Source organism: Winogradskyella immobilis, assembly GCF_021887715.1.
Lineage (GTDB): Bacteria > Bacteroidota > Bacteroidia > Flavobacteriales > Flavobacteriaceae > Winogradskyella > Winogradskyella immobilis.
In genome coordinates, this window is sequence record NZ_JAIQXX010000009.1 from 59,046 (window position 1) to 78,086 (window position 19,041).

Sequence of the window (19,041 nt, forward strand, 5' to 3'; positions counted from 1 at the left end):
TAATAGGCTTTTTTGTGATAATATTAGAGAGACAGAAAGCATAAATAAATTATGCAGTCATAATATTATTACCTAATTTTGCCTAACTAATTGACTATTTTAACTAAAATTATTTATTTAAAACTTAAAATAACTATAAATTTAAGTTTTGAACCAGAAACGATGTATGAAGGATTTATTTGAAAAGATTTACAGAGATAAAGGCCCTTTAGGTAAATGGGCTGCACAAGCTGAAGGTTATTTTGTTTTTCCAAAATTGGAAGGACAAATTTCTAACCGAATGAAGTTTCAAGGAAAAGATGTTATTACATGGAGTATTAATGATTATTTAGGCTTAGCTAATCATCCTGAAGTTCGTAAAGTAGACGCTGAAGCTGCTGCTCAGTATGGCTCTGCTTACCCTATGGGAGCACGAATGATGTCTGGACATACAGATCTTCATGAAAAATTGCAAAATGAATTAGCTGCATTTGTTAATAAAGAAGCTGCTTACTTATTAAATTTCGGTTATCAAGGTATGGTATCAACTGTTGATGCTTTAGTATCTAAAGATGATATTATTGTTTATGACGTTGATGCCCATGCATGTATTATTGACGGTGTGCGTTTGCATATGGGTAAACGTTTTACATATAAGCATAATGATGTTGAAAGCCTTGAAAAAAACCTTGAACGTGCTACTAAAATGGCAGAGCAAACTGGAGGAGGTATATTGGTTATTTCTGAAGGTGTTTTTGGTATGCGAGGTGAACAAGGTCGACTAAAAGAAATTGTTGCCCTTAAAAAGAAATTTAATTTTAGATTATTTGTCGATGATGCTCATGGTTTTGGAACTTTGGGTGCTACGGGAGCTGGTGCTGGTGAAGAACAAGGTGTTCAAGATGATATAGATGTGTACTTTGCTACGTTTGCTAAATCTTTAGCAAGTACAGGGGCATTTATTGCAGCAGATAAGGAAATTATTGATTATTTAAAATATAATTTACGATCTCAAATGTTTGCAAAGTCTCTACAAATGCAATTGGTAGTAGGTGCTTTAAAGCGTTTAGATATGTTAAGGACAATGCCAGAGTTAAAACAAAATCTTTGGAAAATTGTTGATGCATTACAATCGGGATTAAAATCTCGTGGATTTAATATTGGTACAACTCAAAGTTGCGTTACTCCTGTATACCTAAAAGGTAGTATCCCTGAAGCTATGGCTTTAGTTAGAGATTTAAGAGAAAATCACGGAATATTCTGTTCTATAGTGGTTTATCCTGTTATACCTAAAGGAATGATTTTACTAAGAATGATTCCTACCGCAACACATACATTGCAAGATGTAGAAGAAACTTTAGATGCTTTTGACGCTATTAGAGATCGATTAGATAATGGAACTTATAAACGTATGTCAGCTGCTTTAATTGCTGCTATGGGTGAGTAGTTATTATAATATAAAACTTATGAAAAAGAGCTATTAATTAATAGCTCTTTTTTTATACAATATTCTTTTTGAATGTACATCTACGTTTATTGACAACCGGTTTAAAGTTTTTCCAGAGTTGTTGTATCGCAATATTGTCATCTAATTCAGGACCTCTAACACAAAGTTCAATATTTTTTGCTTTGAAAGTCTTGTGGAATTCTTCAAAGATAATAGCTGTAACTCCTTTATTCTGGTATTCGGGCAAAACACCTATAAGATAAAATGTTACTGTTTTTGCATGTTTTTTTGCATTTAACAAATGCATAAACCCTAAAGGAAACAACCTACCATTAATTTTTTGAAGTGCTTTAGCATAAGAAGGTGTTACAATGCCAAAGCCTACAACCTTATCATCTTTGTCTAAAACAAATTTCACATATTCAGGATTTAAGAAGCTAATGAATTTATTTTTAAAATACTCACGTTGTTCTTTATTAATCTCAACAAAAGATGATAATACTGAATGCGATTTTGAAAACACATCAAACATCTCATCCGCATAATTCATAATGTCTTTACTATTATCAAAATTAAGCGGACGTAGCTGGTAACGCCTTTTTACCATATTTTGAACTCTGGAAAAAAATTCTGGCAAGATATTTTTAAATTCCATAACATTTTCAGAATAGGTTTTACCAACACTATAATCAAGAGATTTAAAGTGTTCTGCATAATAAGGATGATTATGCCAAGTAATCATACTTCCCATTTGATCAAATCCTTCAGTAAGTACGCCAACCTTATCTAAATTAGAAAAACCTACTGGACCTTCAACATATTTCAATTGTTTTTGTTTTCCTATTTCATGTACTTTATCGAGTAGTACTTTAGTAACTTCAATATCATCAATAACATCAAACCAACCAAAACGCATTTTTGGTTCGTTTTGCCCTTTAACTTCTAACCAATTGATAATAGCAGCAATTCTACCTACTACAGTATTGTTTTTATAGGCGAGAAAGAAATACGCTTCAGCATCCTTAAAAACAGGATTAATATCCTTATTAAATGTTCTTAGTTCTTCTGCTATTATTGGTGGTACCCAATATTTAGAATTTTTGTAAAGTGTAAAAGGAAACTTAACAAAAGCTTTTAATTCTTTTTTGGATGTGGCTTCTTTAATTGTAATCATAAGATGATTTATAAATTAATAGAACCAAAAAATCTAAATGTTTTTTAATATTTATTTGAATCATATGTATTATAGATCTCATTGTTCAGTTTTATATTTATGAAAATCTAAACGATAAGAAGCTCCAAAACCAATATTAAATACAGAAGGTGTGTCTTTAGTATTAAAAGCGACATTAGCATCCAATTGAAAATTTTTAGTCCATAGATATGCACCGCCAAATCTAAAAAGATTATCAGAATAAAAATCACCTTTTATACCTTGGGCTTCCCCAAATACGACCCATTGGGGTGAAAAGGAATGTGTTAATGTTAAAACATATTGAAACTCAGAAAAATCATTGCCAATACGATCAAAAATTAAATTAGTTACAAATACCCAACCTCCATTAAAATTATTCTGAGTTGCCACCATTACTTTAGGGCTAAAGCCATCAGCATCTGGCGGAGTTATAGGATTATCTTCAGTATCAAAATTTGCCCCTGCAAATACCGCTACAGCTGGTATTAAAGATTTCCATTTAAATTTATTATTTGCATGGTAACTATATAGGTTTGGTTTTTCTTCTTCTGCATTTTTATAAGGATCATATACTAAGTATTTTGCGCCAATTGTAAAATTTCTTAAGTTAGCTCGGTCTCTTTCAAAAGGAATAGAAGAAGTGTTACTTGTAAACGTGTCATTTTGGTAAACACCATCTAAACTTAATTCTAATTGTTCTAATAAAAAACCATATCGGACAGCAAAGTCCACACCGAAACCATTAATTTCAAAATTTAGTGGGGTATGTTCTTCATCAATACTAAAGCCTCCTAGTTCAAATTGTACAACATTAGTACCAACAGAAAAGGCTGATTTTGAAACACCTGGACGATTAGAATTTATAACCTCTGTGTATTGCGCGTTTGCTGAGCAGGATAAAAACAGCAATGCAACTATAAAAAATGATTTTTGTAATGTCATTTGCTTTGGGTTTGTTTTCAAATATAGATATTTTATACTTTTTTTATAGAATTATAACGGATTATAAATTTTGTTAATTGTATTTTTGAAATATAATTTGAGATTATGATTTACACAGCATCTATAGTAGGTTTGGCAAGAACATTACTTTGGATCTTTTTATTTTATTTTGCATTTAAAATATTAGCACGCTTACTCGCGCCGTTTTTAGTAAAATTTGCTGCTAAAAAAATGGAGCAACGTTTTGGACAACAATTTGGTGGATTTCAAAACCAATCTCAACATCAGCAAAAGCATAAAGAAGGTGAAACAGTTATAGATAAAGTTCCTAATAGAGAAAAAACATCTAATAATAATGTTGGGGAATATATAGATTATGAAGAGGTAGATTAACCTTTCCTAAAACTTATAAAGTTTCTGTCTTTTAAAAATTATGCCTATTTTTCATAATAATTTAGTTCTAAAATAATTTCATGTCGTTTTCTATAAAAAAAGTTCTACCGCATTTACTTGTATTACTAGGTTTTATTGTATTGTCTTTAGCCTATTTTAGTCCAGTTTTAAAAGGAAAGAAAATATACCAAAGTGATATTATGCATTACATTGGTATGGCACAACAGCAGAAAGAGTTTAGTGCTAAAGAAAATAAAGAAACATATTGGACTAATAGTGCTTTTGGAGGAATGCCTACATATCAATTAGGTGCAAAATATCCTCACAATTATATTAAAAAACTGGATTTAACGTTACGGTTTTTACCGAGACCAGCAGATTATTTATTCTTATACTTTATTGGGTTTTATATTTTACTCCTATGCTTAAAAGTCGATTTTAAATTGGCCGCACTAGGGGCTTTAGCTTTTGGTTTTTCCACCTATCTAATTATTATTTTAGGAGTTGGCCATAATAGTAAAGCACATGCTATAGCTTACATGCCATTAGTATTAAGTGGTATTGTATTAGTGTTTAGGAAGAAATACATCTTTGGATTTCTCTTAACCGTTGTTGCTATGGGATTAGAGATAGTTACTAATCACTTTCAAATGACTTATTATTTACTGCTTTTGGTTTTGGTTATGGGAGTAGCATATCTTGTAGATGCTTATCAAAAAAAGCAGTTGCCTCATTTTTTTAAATCTGTCGGTATTTTAACAGTAGCAGTGACAATAGGAGTAGCTTTGAATGCTACTAATATTTTAGCAACTCAAGAGTACGCAAAAGAGAGTACAAGAGGAAAGGGTGAGTTAACTATAAACACTGATGGCTCACCAAGAGAAGTAACTTCGGGCTTAAGTAGAGAATACATCACAGAATACAGTTATGGCTTAGCAGAATCTTTTAATTTATTTATTCCACGTTTTATGGGAGGTGGAAATACAGAAGATATAGGCAAAGATTCTGAAACTTATAAAACATATGTATCTATGGGAGCATCTCCAATAGATGCTATAGAACTTTCTAAAAACGCTCCCATGTATTGGGGTGACCAAACTATAGTAGAAGCGCCAGCTTATGTAGGAGCAGTTATCATTTTTCTGTTTGTTTTAGGATTGTTTTTAGTGAAAGGAAGACTAAAATGGTGGTTAGTTGGTGGCACATTACTTTCTCTATTTTTATCTTATGGTAAGAATTTTGGAATACTTACAGATTTCTTTATCGATTACGTGCCATTATATAACAAATTTAGAGCAGTCAGTTCTATACAGGTTATCTTAGAACTGTGCATTCCAATTCTAGGGATTTTTGCATTAGTACGTTTGTTTAATGATTTTCAAAACGATGATGAAAAATTAAAGGCATTAAAATATGCTTCTGCTATTACGGCTGGTTTATGTTTAATCTTTTTAATTTTTAAATCTTCCTTCTTTGATTTTAGAAGTTTTAGAGATGATGGTATCCCTGAGCCATTAATTGATGCTATAATAAGTGATAGGAAAGCCATATTTAATATAGATACGATTAGAGCTTTGATTCTTATTTTACTGTCAGTAGGTGCTATCTATATGTTTTTAAAGAAGAAAATATCAGAACAGCGTGTTGTCATAGTATTTGCTGTATTAATTTTATTTGATCTCGTTACTGTCAACCGAAATTATGTAAATAATGATAATTTTATCTCAGCACGACAAGTAGATAAACCCTATGTAAAAACACCTGCAGATGAAGTTATACATAAAGATAAAACGCATTTTAGAATTTTAGATGCATCACAAGAAGGACAACAGAGACCAGCTAGAGCAGCATATTTTCATAATTCTTTATCTGGTTATCATGCTGCAAAATTGAAACGTTTTGACGCTTTATTTGATTTTCATATTGCAAAGAGTAATCCAGAAGTGTTGAACATGCTAAATACAAAATATATTATTGTAAGTGATGAAAATGGTAGAGTAGAAGCCACAACACGTTATACAGATCCTAACGGCAATGCCTGGTTTATAAATGATTTTAAAGTTGTAAAAGATGCAAATGCAGAAATTTTAGCTTTAGACAGCCTAAATACTAAAACTAGTGCAGTAATTAAAAAGTCAATTTTTGATAATGCCAACTTAATTACTACTTATGCAAAAGACTCTTTGGCTAACATACAATTAGATAGTTTTAAACCTAACGCTTTAAAATACACATCTAATAATACCTATGATGGTTTTGCTGTTTTTTCTGAAATCTATTATGAAAATGGATGGAATGCATACATCGACGGTGACTTAGTACCTCACCAGCGTGTTAATTATGCATTACGTGGTTTGTCGATTCCAAAAGGGAATCATACTATAGAGTTTAAGTTTGAACCTAAAGTTATTGAGACAGGTAGCAAGATTGCTTTAGCAAGTTCCGCATTGTATGGAATTTTGTTAGTGTTGGGAATATTTTTTATGTTTAAGAAAAAAGAAGACTAATTGTCATTCCTGCTAATGCAGGAATCTACATTCTAGATCAATTAAATAGATTCCTGTCTTAGCAGGAATGACAGAAATGAGTAAACAAAAGGTTTTAATAATTTGCTATTATTGGCCACCAGCAGGAGGTCCAGGAGTACAACGTTGGTTGAAATTTGTGAAATATCTCCCCGATTTTGATATCGAACCCATAGTTTATTGCCCTAAAAACCCTAATTACCCAATTACAGATCAAAGTTTAGTAAACGAAATACCTGATGATATCACGGTTTTAAAACATCCAATTTCGGAGCCATATAGATATGCCAAATTGTTTTCAAAAAAGAATACAAAAACGATTAGTTCTGGTGTAATCCCTGAAAAAAAGAAACAATCTTTAGTTGAGAAATTAATGCTTTATATACGGGGTAATTTCTTTATTCCAGATGCACGTAAAAATTGGCTAAAACCATCGGTAAATTTTCTTTCAAACTATATAAAAGAGAATAATATAAACACCATTATAACCACTGGTCCACCGCATAGTTTACATCTTATAGGTTTACAATTAAAAAAACAATTAGGAGTTAATTGGTTAACAGATTTTAGAGATCCTTGGACAACCATTGGTTATCATAAAGATTTAAAATTAACGACAGTATCGCAAAAAAAGCATATAGAATTAGAACGTAGTGTTTTAAATACGTCAGATCAAATTATTGTAACCAGTCATCATACTAAAAATGAATTTGAAACAAAAACGAAGCAACCAATAGCAGTGATAACTAATGGTTACGATTCACATTCAGTAGTATTAAAAAACAAAGATGCAAAATTCTCATTATCGCATATTGGATCCTTATTATCTGAACGAAACCCTAAAGTGCTTTGGGAAGTGCTTTCAGAATTAATTAAAGAAAACAAAGATTTTGCTAATGATTTTGAGTTGAAATTAATAGGAATAGTTAGTGAAAAAGTTATTGCTTCAATTGAAGCATACAATTTAGATGATTATATAAATGTTCTTGGATATGTTTCTCATAATGAAGCTATACACGCACAAATGGCTTCTCAAATTTTACTGCTTATTGAAATAGATTCTGAAACGACTAAAGCAATTATACCCGGTAAATTGTTTGAGTATATGCAATCTAAAACTCCAATTTTAGCTCTAGGTCCAAATGATTCAGATGTAGAACAAATCATAAAAACAACAAATACAGGAACGTATTTTAATTATAATTCTAAGGCTGCACTTAAAAATCAAATTTTATCATATTATAAAATGTATAAAAAAGAAAGTTTAAAAGCATGCCCTATTGGTATAGAAAAGTACAGTAGAAAACAGATTACCAAACAACTTTCAGAACTCATACTTGCCAATAATTAAAAATTGTACATTAGTTGTGTATGGGCATCGTAATTAATCAATCTTTTAAAAATACCATAAGTACCTATTTGGGGTTTGGTATTGGTGCTATAAATACATTATTTCTTTACACTAGTTTTTTAACAGATACACATTATGGTTTGGTTGCTTTTATTTTATCTACAGCCAATATTCTAATGCCATTTATGGCATTTGGAGTTCATAATGCGATTATTAAATTTTATTCAACATTTAAAACTAAAAACAGCCTTAATAGCTTTTTAACTTTAATGCTATTTCTACCATTTGTATTAGTTATTCCTGCAGGTTTTATAGGATATATTGGTTATGAAAACATAGGCAATCTATTATCTGCTGAAAACCCTATAATTAAAAATTACTTGTGGCAAATGTATAGTATAGCTATTACTATGGCTTATTTTGAAATCTTTTTTGCCTGGTCTAAAACACAATTAAAAACAGTTTTTGGTAATCTAATGCGAGAAGTATTTCATCGTATTGGTATTATGATTTTATTGTTTTGTGTTTATTTTAATTGGGTTACTGTAGATCAGTTTATTATTGGGATTGTTAGTGTTTACCTATTACGTATGTTAATAATGATGTGTTATGCGTTTACAGTCCGTATTCCTGTTTTAAAATTTAGTAAACCCAACGGTCTATCTTCCATACTAAAATATTGTATGCTAATTATTATAGCGGGTTCAGTGGCTATGTTTATTTTAGATATAGATAAGTTTATGATTGGTCAATATTTAGAAATTGAAACTGTAGCTTATTATAGTGTTGCCATTTTTATAGCTACGGTAATTGCAGTACCACAACGAGCTATGCATCAAATAATGATGCCATTAACAGCAAAGTTTTTAAATAACAAAGACGATGAGTCTTTAAAAGATTTATATACACGGAGTTCCTTAAACTTATTAATTATTAGTGGTTTTATTTTTCTGCTAATTGTATTAAACATTAATACGTTATATCTATTACTTCCCGAGAAATTTACAGGCGGTTTATTTGTTGTCATTATAATAAGTTTAGCCAAACTCTATGACAATTGCTTAGGTAATAATAATGCTATTTTGTTTAACAGCAATTATTACAGAATGGTATTATTTTTTGGGGTATTATTAGCTATAATGGCTGTTGTGTTAAACGTTATATTTATTCCATTATATGGTATTGAAGGTTCTGCACTTGCTACTTTCTTGGCTATTTTTATTTATAATTCAATAAAATTAATTTTTGTAAAACAAAAATTTAATATGCAGCCTTTTAATATCAAAACTATTAAAGTTTTGTTACTATTAACACTACTAAGTTTTGGGTTATATTTTATTGAATTTCCGTTTCCTACAATTATTAGCATAATTACAAAGTCTATAGTAATAACACTACTTTATTTTATGTTGGTTTACAAACTAAACCTTTCTGAAGATATTTCCATTCAAATCAAAAAGTATTTAAAACTAAGCTAACTACATAGTGCCTTAAAATGAGAACATCCCGCAATGTGCTTTGAGGCATACATTTGCAGGATATTCTACTAACCAACCAAGGTTTTTTTATCCACGACGTCTAGTATTAGAACTTGTAGATTTGCTTGAGCTTCTATTTGAATTCGACCTTGTCTTTACAGACGACGATTTTCTTTTACTCTGTGATACGGTACTTCTAGATTTCGTTTGCGTTTTAGGCTTTGAAACCTGACGTGGTTTAGATATACTTTGTTTTCTTGACGAAGTATTCGAACTACGTGTTACTCTATTAGACACAGAAGGTTTTGTTTTGGTCACATTTTTTCTAGTAACCGTTCTATTTACAGTACGTTGTGTATTAGAGTTACGTCTTACATTAGTGTTAGATGCTATTCTATTAGAACGTGTATTGTTAGAAGAACGTTCTACGCTTCTGCTAGATCTTCCGTTATTAGCGTTTACAACTCTATTTTGACGACTATTGGTATTACTAACACTAGTTCTGTTTTGTCTTCCTGAGTTATTACTAGCCAAACGAGATGACCTATTACGAGATATCGTTTTATTTCTCTGTTCTACACGACGTTGAATACTTCTTTCTCTAGCATTTCTTGGAGACTGTACATAACGGTTAGTGTATCTATTATTTGTTCTTCGCCCAAAATTTGCATTGCTCCTTCTGCTGTTAACATTTACATAGCGTACATTGTTTCTGTACGGTCTATAATATGTATATCTAGTTGGTGTATAAAACTGTCTATAAGGTCTTGTGTTAACGATACAGTAGTTTACTGCAGGAACAGAATAATATCTGTGCCAAGGTCTATATGTATAACTTCTGTTGTATATATTTATAAAACCTGTATGATATGCATATGCATTATTTCTATAAAAAATATTTAATCCACCAATTCTTTGTACACGTCCAAAACCATTATAGTTAATAAAGATATTCCCGATTTGAGAGATTCTACCATAATAATCATAGTATAGTGGTGTGTTTTCAATTTGAATTACAGCACCATAATCATCATATTGTACGTATGGATTATAATCGTATCCAGAATTAAAACTGAATCTAAAACCTCTTGTGTTAATGCCCAAACTTACATTTGGCCCATAATTTGAAGCATAGAAATCAAATTGTCCATCCGGAAAAACCGAAAATTCTACACCACCTTCAACAAAAATGAAAGAATTACCATAACCTCTTACATAATTTGTTGCAGAAGCATTAGCTTCTATAGTTGTGTTGGTTACTGCGAAAGCTGTATTTCCTACCAGGAACATACTTGCTAAAAAAAATAGAATCCTTTTCATAATTATTTGATTTTAAATTAAACGTATTATGTTAATTACAAACAGCGTGCCAAAAAAATAACATGCTTATTATCAGCGGTTTATTATAATTTTAGATAAATTAGAGTAGAATAGAAGCTATAATGATTTGTAACATTTTATAATTTTAGTCTTCTTAATAGTATAAGATGCTCTAAAATGATTTTTAATTTTAGATTTTTCGTAATTTTAAATCCAGACTAACCATCATTAATGGAAACAAAAACACCAACTTGTCAAAACTGTGAAAAACCTTATGAAGAAGGTTTTGAATTTTGCCCGCATTGTGGACAAAAGACGAACGAAGATTTAACTATTGGCGTACTTTTCTACAACACCATTAGTAATTACTTTTCTTTTGACGCGCGTTTTTTAAAGAGTTTTATTCCTTTAATGTTTCGTCCAGGTTATCTAGCTAGGAAGTTTTTAGAAGGGAAACGGCTTTTGTTTTTGCATCCGGCACAGATGTATTTATTTGTATCTGTAATTTTCTTTTTTATTTTATCGTTTAGTACAAGGGAATTTGTGGCAAGAGCAGACAAAGTCAATAAAGATGTTGTTAATTCAGACAAGGTCAATAAAACATTAGATTCTATGCAATTAGAAAAAGTTGCTTTAGACTCTATTAAAACTAGTAAAGTTATAAAATCTATAAAGGATAATAAAGAATTACTGGGTCTTACAGATGAAGATTTTAAAGCGTCAGATTCAATTATAAATGCAGCTATTGCAAATAATAATAGTGGCCCAAGTTTTGCGTGGGACTTTAATGAAAAAAAGGTAGACTCTTTAATTTCAATAAATGCAGAAGAAAAATTGATTTTTAAAGAGATGGGTATGAAAGACGATGTCGAAGAAGATGGTTTTCAATATAAATTTTTCAAGTATATGTTGGATAGAAAAAAAGATAGAGGCAAAGGGTTTGGGTCTGTGATACAAGGCTTTTTTGACGCGATACCTATATCTATGTTTTTCTTGTTACCTATGTTTGCTCTATTTTTAAAACTATTCTATTTTAGAAGCGGGACTTATGCGCATCATTTAGTATTTAGTTTTTATTATTTCTCTTATTTATTTACAACTTTAAGTTTAATTTTTGGAATTAATCGATTTATATATGACATTCCTAATTGGATAGATTGGCTAGTAGCGCTATCAGCATTTCTATACTTTTATATAGCATTGCTAAATTTTTATAAACGTAATTGGTTTTTCACCTTAATTAAAAGTAGCATTATTACATTTTTATTTTTTATGGCGGTTATACCAGTAGCATTATTAATAATAGCCTTTACATTATACTGGGAAATAAACTAAAAGTTTTTATAATATTCAAAAGCTTCTATAATCAATTCATTAGTAGCTTCGCAATCTATTTTTGCTTTACCAATAGCTTCAAGTAATACAAATTTTATAATACCATGACTATTTTTTTTGTCATGTAACATAAGTTTCATAATAGGTGCATAATCTTCTAAACTGATATCAACTTTAGAAAATGTTTTTGAAATTTCAGACGTTATAGATTTTAGATCATTTGTAGATAAGCCACATATTTTGGTAGATAAATATGCTTCTAATATCATACCAACAGCAATGGCCTCACCATGTAATAAGGTTGGTTTTTCCGTATAATCTAAAAAATAGCTTTCTATAGCATGGCCAAGTGTATGTCCAAAATTCAATATTTTTCGTAAACCTTGTTCTGTTGGATCTTCAGAAACTATTTTATTTTTTATAACTACAGAATCATATATTAATTGATCTAGATCAGAAACATCTAATTGTTCAAGATTGGTTAGTGTATTCCAATACGTCTTGTCATAGATTAAACCATGTTTAAGCATTTCAGCAAAACCAGAAATCATTTGGTTTTTTGGTAATGTAGAAAGAAATGAGACATCTATACCTACCATATCACCTTCGCTAATAACGCCGACTTGATTTTTAAGATTACCTAAATCTACACCCGTTTTTCCGCCAACAGAAGCGTCAACCATAGCCAACAAAGACGTCGGAATGTTTATATATTTTACACCTCGCATATAGGTACTTGCCACAAAGCCACCTAAGTCGGTAACTACGCCACCACCTAAATTGATAAGTAAACTTTTACGGTCAGCTCCATATTCAGATAAAGCTTCCCAAACTCCCATACAGATATCTATAGTTTTACTTTCTTCACCATCTGGCATTTCCATAACTTCAACTTGGATATCACCAGATTCTAATTGCGATAAAAATTGAGGTAGACAATCATCATGAGTATTTATATCTACAAGAATAAATATAATTGAAGGGTTGTTCTCTTTTATATAGACTTTTAATTCTTCGTAAATATTTGAATTAAAATGAACTATAGCGTTTTTGGTAGTTATCGATTCCATTTTAGAAAGGCTCTCATTTTGAGTTGTGAAAATACTTCCTTTTTTCAAAAAAAATCAGAGATCTAATACATATTTTTGTATAAAATATTATAAGATGTCTATCAACTCACTTTTTGAAAACACAGAAATAGCGTTTAAACTAAAAACAGATTCAGAACTAGAGCGTGCTTATTTTTTGTTTAAAATGATATCAAAACAACCACTAGTGCGTATCGGAACAGCTGCGACAAACTTTGCGTTAAAAGCTAAATTACCAGTTGAAGGCTTAATACGTTCAACGGTATTTGATCATTTTTGTGGTGGTATCAATGAAGAAGATTGTATGCCCGTTATAGATAAAATGTATACAAGGCAAGTCAGTTCGGTACTGGACTATTCTGTAGAGGGAAAAGAAACTGAAGAACAGTTTGATAGTGCTTTAGAAAAAATATTAAAAATTATAGATTTCTCTGAACATAAAAACGCTATGCCGATAGCTGTATTTAAGCCAACAGCATTTGGACGTATAGATTTATACGAAAAAAAATCTGATGGTAAAGCTTTTACAGAAGAAGAACAGCAAGAATGGGATAGAGTAGTAGCTCGTTACCATAAAGTATGTAAACGTTCCAAGGCAAAAGACATTGAAGTCTTAATAGATGGAGAAGAAAGTTGGATGCAAACAGCAGCCGATGATTTGGTAGAAGAAATGATGCGAACATATAACACCGATAAAGCTATTGTTTATAATACATTACAACTCTATCGTTGGGATCGATTAAATTATTTAAAAGGTTTACATAAACGTGCCAAAACTGATGGATTTATTATAGGAATGAAAATTGTCCGTGGCGCTTATATGGAGAAAGAGCGTAAACGTGCTTCTGAAAATGCTTATAAATCGCCTATATGTGAAACAAAAGAAGCTACAGACACTAATTTTAATGGAGGTCTTCGTTATATTTTAAATAATAACAAAGAGATTGCTTTATTTATAGGAACGCATAATGAAGATAGTTGTCACTTAGCCATGCAACTCATGAATGAAGTCGGTATTTCTAAATCTGATAATAATGTGTGGTTTGGACAATTGTATGGTATGAGTGATCATATCAGTTTTAATTTGGCTGAAGCTGGTTATAATGTCGCTAAGTATTTACCATTTGGACCAGTAAAAGATGTAATGCCTTATTTAATTCGTCGTGCAGAAGAAAACACTTCTGTTGCTGGCCAAACCAATAGAGAATTAGAATTACTGAAAACTGAACGTAAGCGTAGGAAAATATAATGAATTCCTGCGAAGGCAGGAATCTGTTAAGTTTAATTCCTAATTATTAATGCCACGCATACTTGCATCGGGAAGTTGTTAATTGAATTTAAAACTAATGACTTTTGCAATAGAATCACAGTTTTCAACTTTTAGAATCACATCACGTTCCTTGTAGCTATTTTCTATATGATAGATTTTACAAGGTTCGGATTTAATGTCACTTTCTGAAAAATCAACACTTCCATACCTTATAAGTTGACGAACTATAGTCGAATCCATCTCATTATTTTTGAAAGTTTGTTCAATAGTCTCATTATAGACTATTCGTTTTGATGCGATGTTTTTTACAGTTCTTGCATTTGGTCCATAATCACAAGAAGCATCTTTACCATTTAAAAAGAATAATAAAAGGATTAGTCCTATAGCAAACCCACCAAGATAATAGCCTAAACGTTGTACAAATTTCATGTTACTTCCTGCGAAAGCAGGAATCTATTTTTAATTAAACAAAGCACAAAGATACTATTTAGCTAAGGAATTTGGTTCTAAAAAATCAATAAATTAGCGTCGCTAAAATCTAAGCCAAACCAATCGGCAACAGATTTGTTGGTTAAGATGCCATGATAAAAATACAAGCCATTTCTTAGACCTTTATCAAAACGTAATGTGTTTTCAATACCGCCATTTTCGCCAATTTCTAAAAGATAAGGAGTGAAAATGTTACTTATAGATACCGAAGCCGATCTTGAGTAACGCGCAGGAATATTAGGCACACAATAATGAGTTACTCCATTATATTCAAAAGTTGGGTGATCATGTGTGGTAACTTCACTACTCTCAAAACAACCTCCCATATCAATACTAACATCGATAACTACTGAACCCGGTTTCATTTGTTCTACCATGGGTTTTGTAACCACAACAGGTGCTCTATTATTTCCTCTTATGGCACCAATAGCCACATCGCAACGTTTTAAAGCTTTCAATAAGTTTTTAGGCTGCATGGTTGATGTATATATCGTCTGGTTTAAGTTAGACTGTACACAACGTAGTTTCGTAATAGAATTGTCAAATACTTTTACGTTAGCTCCAAGACCAATGGCCGAGCGTGCAGCAAACTCTCCAACAGTACCAGCTCCAAGAATAACCACTTCGGTTGGCGGTACACCACTAATATTACCAAGCATTAACCCATTGCCACCATTGACATTAGATAGTAACTCAGAAGCAATAAGAATAGAAGCTGTACCAGCAATTTCACTAAGACAACGTACCGCAGGATACGCGCCATCATCGTCTTTAATAAATTCAAAAGCTAAAGCAGTGATACGCTTTTTAGCTAAAGCTTCAAAATAGGCCTTGCTTTGCGTTTTTAATTGTAATGCAGAAATTAATATGGTTTGCGGATTAATAAGAGAAATTTCGTCTATTGAAGGTGGTTCTACTTTAAGAATAATGGGGCATGAATATACTTTTGCAGAATCTTTAGTGACTTCAGCACCAGCGTCACTATATTCTTTATCGTTAAAATTAGAACCTATACCAGCGCCAGACTCTATCATTACACGATGTCCATTAGCTGTTAATGCAGAAACCGCATCTGGCGTTAAACACACGCGTTTTTCTTGAAAATGCGTTTCTTTAGGGATGCCTATAAAAAGTTCTCCTTTTTGTTTAAGGATTTCTAATGTTTCTTCTTGAGGTAATAATTGCGCTTTGGTAAAAGGTGAATTAGGCATTGAGTTGATTTTATAAGTAATAAAGTTACTTAAAACATATTGGTTTAATAACTCAAATTACAAATAAAATTTGAATAGCTCTAATAAAAGTTTAGTTTAAAAATATTGCTTTACATTGTTCCAAATGCCTTTTGGTTTTATCATAAACTCAGCCTCAAGTTCTTCCATTGTTTTATCAGCATAGTTTATTTTATTAAACATCTTTGCTCTTATAAGATAAACAGAAGGAATTACTAAAGCCATAAATGGCAATAACCAAATAATGTGGAGTTCATCAATAAATATTATTGTATCACTAAATGCCCCAATGGTTTGTATAGAAAACATGGCAATAGGAATTATTAACACATGGTACCACCAATGTTTGCATGTAAAAAACCAAATTAAAGAAAGTAATAAAGGAACTAACTTCATCATTAAAACCCAAACACCAACATTAGCACTTTCATAATAATTGCTATCATATACGCCAAACCATGTAACCCATGTTTTTGTGTCTGGCACATATTCATATATGTAAAATAAAAAAGGAATACCCGCTACTATTGTAGCAATGATACTCCCATTTAAAATCTTTCGATTATATGAGGTTTTATCCCCATTTAGCGATTTTGATTTTTCTTTTGTCAACTTTGTTAATAGCTTGTCCATCTAAGTCAATAATGTTAGTTGCTGAAACAGTAAATAACATTCCTCCGAAAATAGCCATTGCTAGGATTAATTTTTTGCTTTTCATAATTCAAGGGATTTAATTAATTATACTACAAATGTATAGTGCAACTTAGAAGGTGCAAAATGCATTTGTGTTAAAATCCGATGAATTTTGAGTTTGCAATTACGGTTTTTCCGTACTAGCACTACTTTGTTTCGGTGAATGTTGTTAGATTTTTCTAGAATCTATAGACTGTTTTCGGCATATTGTTCGGTTAAATTGTTTTTATTTATAGTTAATTTGAGGGATCTTGTATTATCGTTATTTGTTTCAATAGTAATAGTTTGCGCATTATCTGGTAATAAAGGTTCTATGCGCTCTGGCCATTCCATAAATAACCAATGTTTACTATCTAAATAATCTTCTATACCAAAGTTATAAGCTTCGTCTATGGATTCTATTCTGTAGAAATCAAAATGAAAAACTTTGTCGTTTGGTATATTATATTCATTTACAATTGAAAACGTTGGGCTCGTGGCAACATCCTCACTTTTCATCGCTTTTAATAAAGCGTTGATAAAAGTAGTTTTTCCAGCTCCCATAGTACCATAGAACAATACTGTTTTAGAATTTAATTGCTCTAAAACTTCAACTGCGATTGCGTCTATTTGTTCTAATTGATATGTATATTCTACAGTCTTCAACTAATTTATGAATTAATTATAATACAATAGTACACATAATAATCTATAAAACCAAGAAAAAAGTGTATTTCATCGGATTTTTATGCTTTACACGGATGTTATTTAGGGTCTAAAACCACAAAAGGAATAATCATTTCTTCTAATGAAACACCTCCATGTTGGTAGGTATTTCTATAATAACTGACATAATGATTAAAATTATTTGGATAGGCTAAAAACAAGTCGCCTTTAGCAAAAATAAAAGAGCTACTCATGCTTAATGATGGTAGATGTACCGATTTAGGCTCTTTAATAGCCAATACATCTTTGTCTTGATAGGTTAGACTTCTACCTGTTTTATAGCGTAAGTTTAAACTGGTGTCTCTATCTCCTATAACTTTAGAAGGAGCTTTTACATTAATGGTACCATGATCTGTAGTTAATATTAACTTAAAACCTAGTTGTTGACCTAATTGTATCATTTCTAATAGTGGAGAGTTTTTAAACCAACTTTGTGTTAATGAACGATAAGCTTTATCATTAGAAGCTAATTCTTTAACCACTTCCATTTCAGTTTTAGAATGTGATAACATGTCTACAAAATTGTAGACAATAACATTAAGGTCATTATCTTTTAGGCTTCTAAAATTATCAACTAACTTTTTACCAGCTCTTAAATTAGTGATTTTATGATACTCATGCTTAATATGAGTTAAGCCTAAACGTTTTAATTGTGCTTTTAAAAAATCATCTTCATGCATATTTTTACCACCTTCGTCAGTGTCATTTTTCCAGAATTGAGGATATAACTTTTCCATATCCGAAGGCATTAAGCCTGAGAAAATAGCATTTCTCGCATACTGTGTGGCAGTTGGTAAGATGCTATAGAATGAAGACTCTGATGCTTTTTTATAATAATTATTGACAATAGGTTCAAAAGCACGCCATTGATCATATCTTAAATTGTCAATAACTATTAATAGTGTTGGCTGTTTATCACTTAATTCTGGAACGACTTTTTCTTTAAATAAATTATGAGACATTAAAGGAGCATCAACATTAGGCCCAAACCAATCGGAATAATTTTTTTCTATAAACTTTCCAAATTGCATATTAGCTTCTGTCTTTTGAGACTCTAAAATATCAGTCATACCTACATCTTCAATATCTTCAAGTTCTAGCTCCCAATAAATTAGTTTTTGGTACAATTCTGCCCATTCTTCATAGGTATTTACCATAGATAAATCCATTGCAATTTTTCTGAACTCTTGTTGGTAATTAGAAGTGGTTTTTTCAGACACTAAACGCGAATGATCTAAATTCTTTTTTAAGCTCAATAAAATCTGATTAGGATTTACAGGCTTAATTAAATAATCTGCAATTTTACTTCCAATGGCTTCTTCCATAATATATTCTTCTTCACTTTTAGTTATCATTACCACAGGAAGGTTTGGTCGACGTTCTTTAATTTCGTGCAATGTTTCAAGACCAGTTAATCCTGGCATGTTTTCATCTAAGAACACGATGTCAAAATTGGTGTCATCTAATATTTCTAAAGCTTCAGTTCCGCTTTGACATTTAGTAACGGCATATTGTTTTTGTTCTAAAAATAAGATATGCGGTTTTAGTAAATCGATTTCATCGTCAACCCAAAGAATATTTATTTGGTTCATGTATATTTGT

Annotated in this window: 17 protein-coding genes; 7 read left to right on the forward strand and 10 right to left on the reverse strand. The window is 31.0% G+C overall.

What is annotated here, in order from left to right; translation table 11 throughout:
* Positions 1-166: 166 nt before the first annotated feature.
* A complete protein-coding gene (locus K8Z87_RS08320) occupies positions 167-1,426 on the forward strand; it encodes an aminotransferase class I/II-fold pyridoxal phosphate-dependent enzyme (RefSeq protein ID WP_227477040.1) in 1,260 nt (419 codons plus the stop codon).
* Between the two features lie 52 nt (positions 1,427-1,478).
* Here K8Z87_RS08320 and K8Z87_RS08325 read toward each other — a convergent pair whose 3' ends face one another.
* On the reverse strand, positions 1,479-2,600 hold the full coding sequence (locus K8Z87_RS08325; protein WP_227477041.1) for a GNAT family N-acetyltransferase: 1,122 nt from the start codon (positions 2,598-2,600) through the stop codon (positions 1,479-1,481).
* A 78-nt stretch (positions 2,601-2,678) separates the two neighbouring features.
* Positions 2,679-3,584 carry a transporter gene (locus K8Z87_RS08330; protein WP_227477042.1) on the reverse strand — a complete coding sequence of 302 codons (906 nt, stop codon included), beginning with the start codon at positions 3,582-3,584 and terminating at the stop codon, positions 2,679-2,681.
* 84 nt (positions 3,585-3,668) lie between these two features.
* Here K8Z87_RS08330 and K8Z87_RS08335 point away from each other — a divergent pair, with 84 nt between their 5' ends.
* The 4 genes from K8Z87_RS08335 to K8Z87_RS08350 all read left to right on the forward strand — a co-directional run bounded on the left by K8Z87_RS08335 (position 3,669) and on the right by K8Z87_RS08350 (position 9,310).
* On the forward strand, positions 3,669-3,956 hold the full coding sequence (locus K8Z87_RS08335; RefSeq protein WP_227477043.1) for a DUF4834 family protein: 288 nt from the start codon (positions 3,669-3,671) through the stop codon (positions 3,954-3,956).
* Positions 3,957-4,036: 80 nt separating this feature from the next.
* Positions 4,037-6,463, forward strand: a complete 2,427-nt coding sequence (locus tag K8Z87_RS08340) for a YfhO family protein (RefSeq protein ID WP_227477044.1) — start codon at positions 4,037-4,039, stop codon at positions 6,461-6,463.
* A gap of 76 nt (positions 6,464-6,539) precedes the next feature.
* On the forward strand, positions 6,540-7,832 hold the full coding sequence (locus tag K8Z87_RS08345) for a glycosyltransferase family 4 protein (RefSeq protein ID WP_227477045.1): 1,293 nt from the start codon (positions 6,540-6,542) through the stop codon (positions 7,830-7,832).
* A 20-nt stretch (positions 7,833-7,852) separates the two neighbouring features.
* Positions 7,853-9,310 (forward strand): lipopolysaccharide biosynthesis protein, encoded by a 1,458-nt coding sequence (locus tag K8Z87_RS08350; protein ID WP_227477046.1) that lies wholly within the window; start codon positions 7,853-7,855, stop codon positions 9,308-9,310.
* 87 nt (positions 9,311-9,397) lie between these two features.
* Here the strand turns inward: K8Z87_RS08350 and K8Z87_RS08355 are convergent, their stop codons facing one another.
* Positions 9,398-10,630, reverse strand: a complete 1,233-nt coding sequence (locus K8Z87_RS08355; RefSeq protein ID WP_227477047.1) for a hypothetical protein — start codon at positions 10,628-10,630, stop codon at positions 9,398-9,400.
* 231 nt (positions 10,631-10,861) lie between these two features.
* Between K8Z87_RS08355 and K8Z87_RS08360 the strand changes: the two genes are divergently transcribed.
* Positions 10,862-11,965 carry a DUF3667 domain-containing protein gene (locus tag K8Z87_RS08360; protein ID WP_227477048.1) on the forward strand — a complete coding sequence of 368 codons (1,104 nt, stop codon included), beginning with the start codon at positions 10,862-10,864 and terminating at the stop codon, positions 11,963-11,965.
* On the opposite strand, the gene aroB is transcribed toward K8Z87_RS08360, so the two are convergent.
* Entirely contained in the window at positions 11,962-13,035 is a 1,074-nt protein-coding gene (aroB, locus tag K8Z87_RS08365; protein WP_227477049.1) for a 3-dehydroquinate synthase, read from the reverse strand. The two genes, K8Z87_RS08360 and aroB, sit on opposite strands and share 4 nt — an antisense overlap.
* Positions 13,036-13,135: 100 nt before the next feature.
* Here aroB and K8Z87_RS08370 point away from each other — a divergent pair, with 100 nt between their 5' ends.
* Positions 13,136-14,302 carry a proline dehydrogenase family protein gene (locus K8Z87_RS08370; protein WP_227477100.1) on the forward strand — a complete coding sequence of 389 codons (1,167 nt, stop codon included), beginning with the start codon at positions 13,136-13,138 and terminating at the stop codon, positions 14,300-14,302.
* A gap of 78 nt (positions 14,303-14,380) precedes the next feature.
* Here K8Z87_RS08370 and K8Z87_RS08375 read toward each other — a convergent pair whose 3' ends face one another.
* From K8Z87_RS08375 to porX, 6 genes are all read right to left on the reverse strand, one after another.
* Complete coding sequence (locus K8Z87_RS08375) at positions 14,381-14,752, reverse strand: hypothetical protein (RefSeq protein ID WP_227477050.1); 372 nt, start codon at positions 14,750-14,752, stop codon at positions 14,381-14,383.
* Positions 14,753-14,829: 77 nt separating this feature from the next.
* Positions 14,830-16,023 carry an alanine dehydrogenase gene (locus K8Z87_RS08380; protein ID WP_227477051.1) on the reverse strand — a complete coding sequence of 398 codons (1,194 nt, stop codon included), beginning with the start codon at positions 16,021-16,023 and terminating at the stop codon, positions 14,830-14,832.
* Positions 16,024-16,119: 96 nt separating this feature from the next.
* On the reverse strand, positions 16,120-16,653 hold the full coding sequence (locus K8Z87_RS08385; RefSeq protein WP_227477052.1) for a hypothetical protein: 534 nt from the start codon (positions 16,651-16,653) through the stop codon (positions 16,120-16,122).
* Complete coding sequence (locus tag K8Z87_RS08390; RefSeq protein WP_227477053.1) at positions 16,616-16,759, reverse strand: hypothetical protein; 144 nt, start codon at positions 16,757-16,759, stop codon at positions 16,616-16,618. Before K8Z87_RS08390 ends, K8Z87_RS08385 begins: the two co-directional genes overlap by 38 nt.
* Positions 16,760-16,920: 161 nt before the next feature.
* Positions 16,921-17,379: a tRNA (adenosine(37)-N6)-threonylcarbamoyltransferase complex ATPase subunit type 1 TsaE gene (gene tsaE / locus K8Z87_RS08395; RefSeq protein WP_227477054.1), complete on the reverse strand. Its 459-nt coding sequence runs from the start codon at positions 17,377-17,379 to the stop codon at positions 16,921-16,923.
* 98 nt (positions 17,380-17,477) lie between these two features.
* On the reverse strand, positions 17,478-19,031 hold the full coding sequence (porX, locus tag K8Z87_RS08400; RefSeq protein ID WP_227477055.1) for a T9SS response regulator signal transducer PorX: 1,554 nt from the start codon (positions 19,029-19,031) through the stop codon (positions 17,478-17,480).
* Positions 19,032-19,041: the final 10 nt, after the last annotated feature.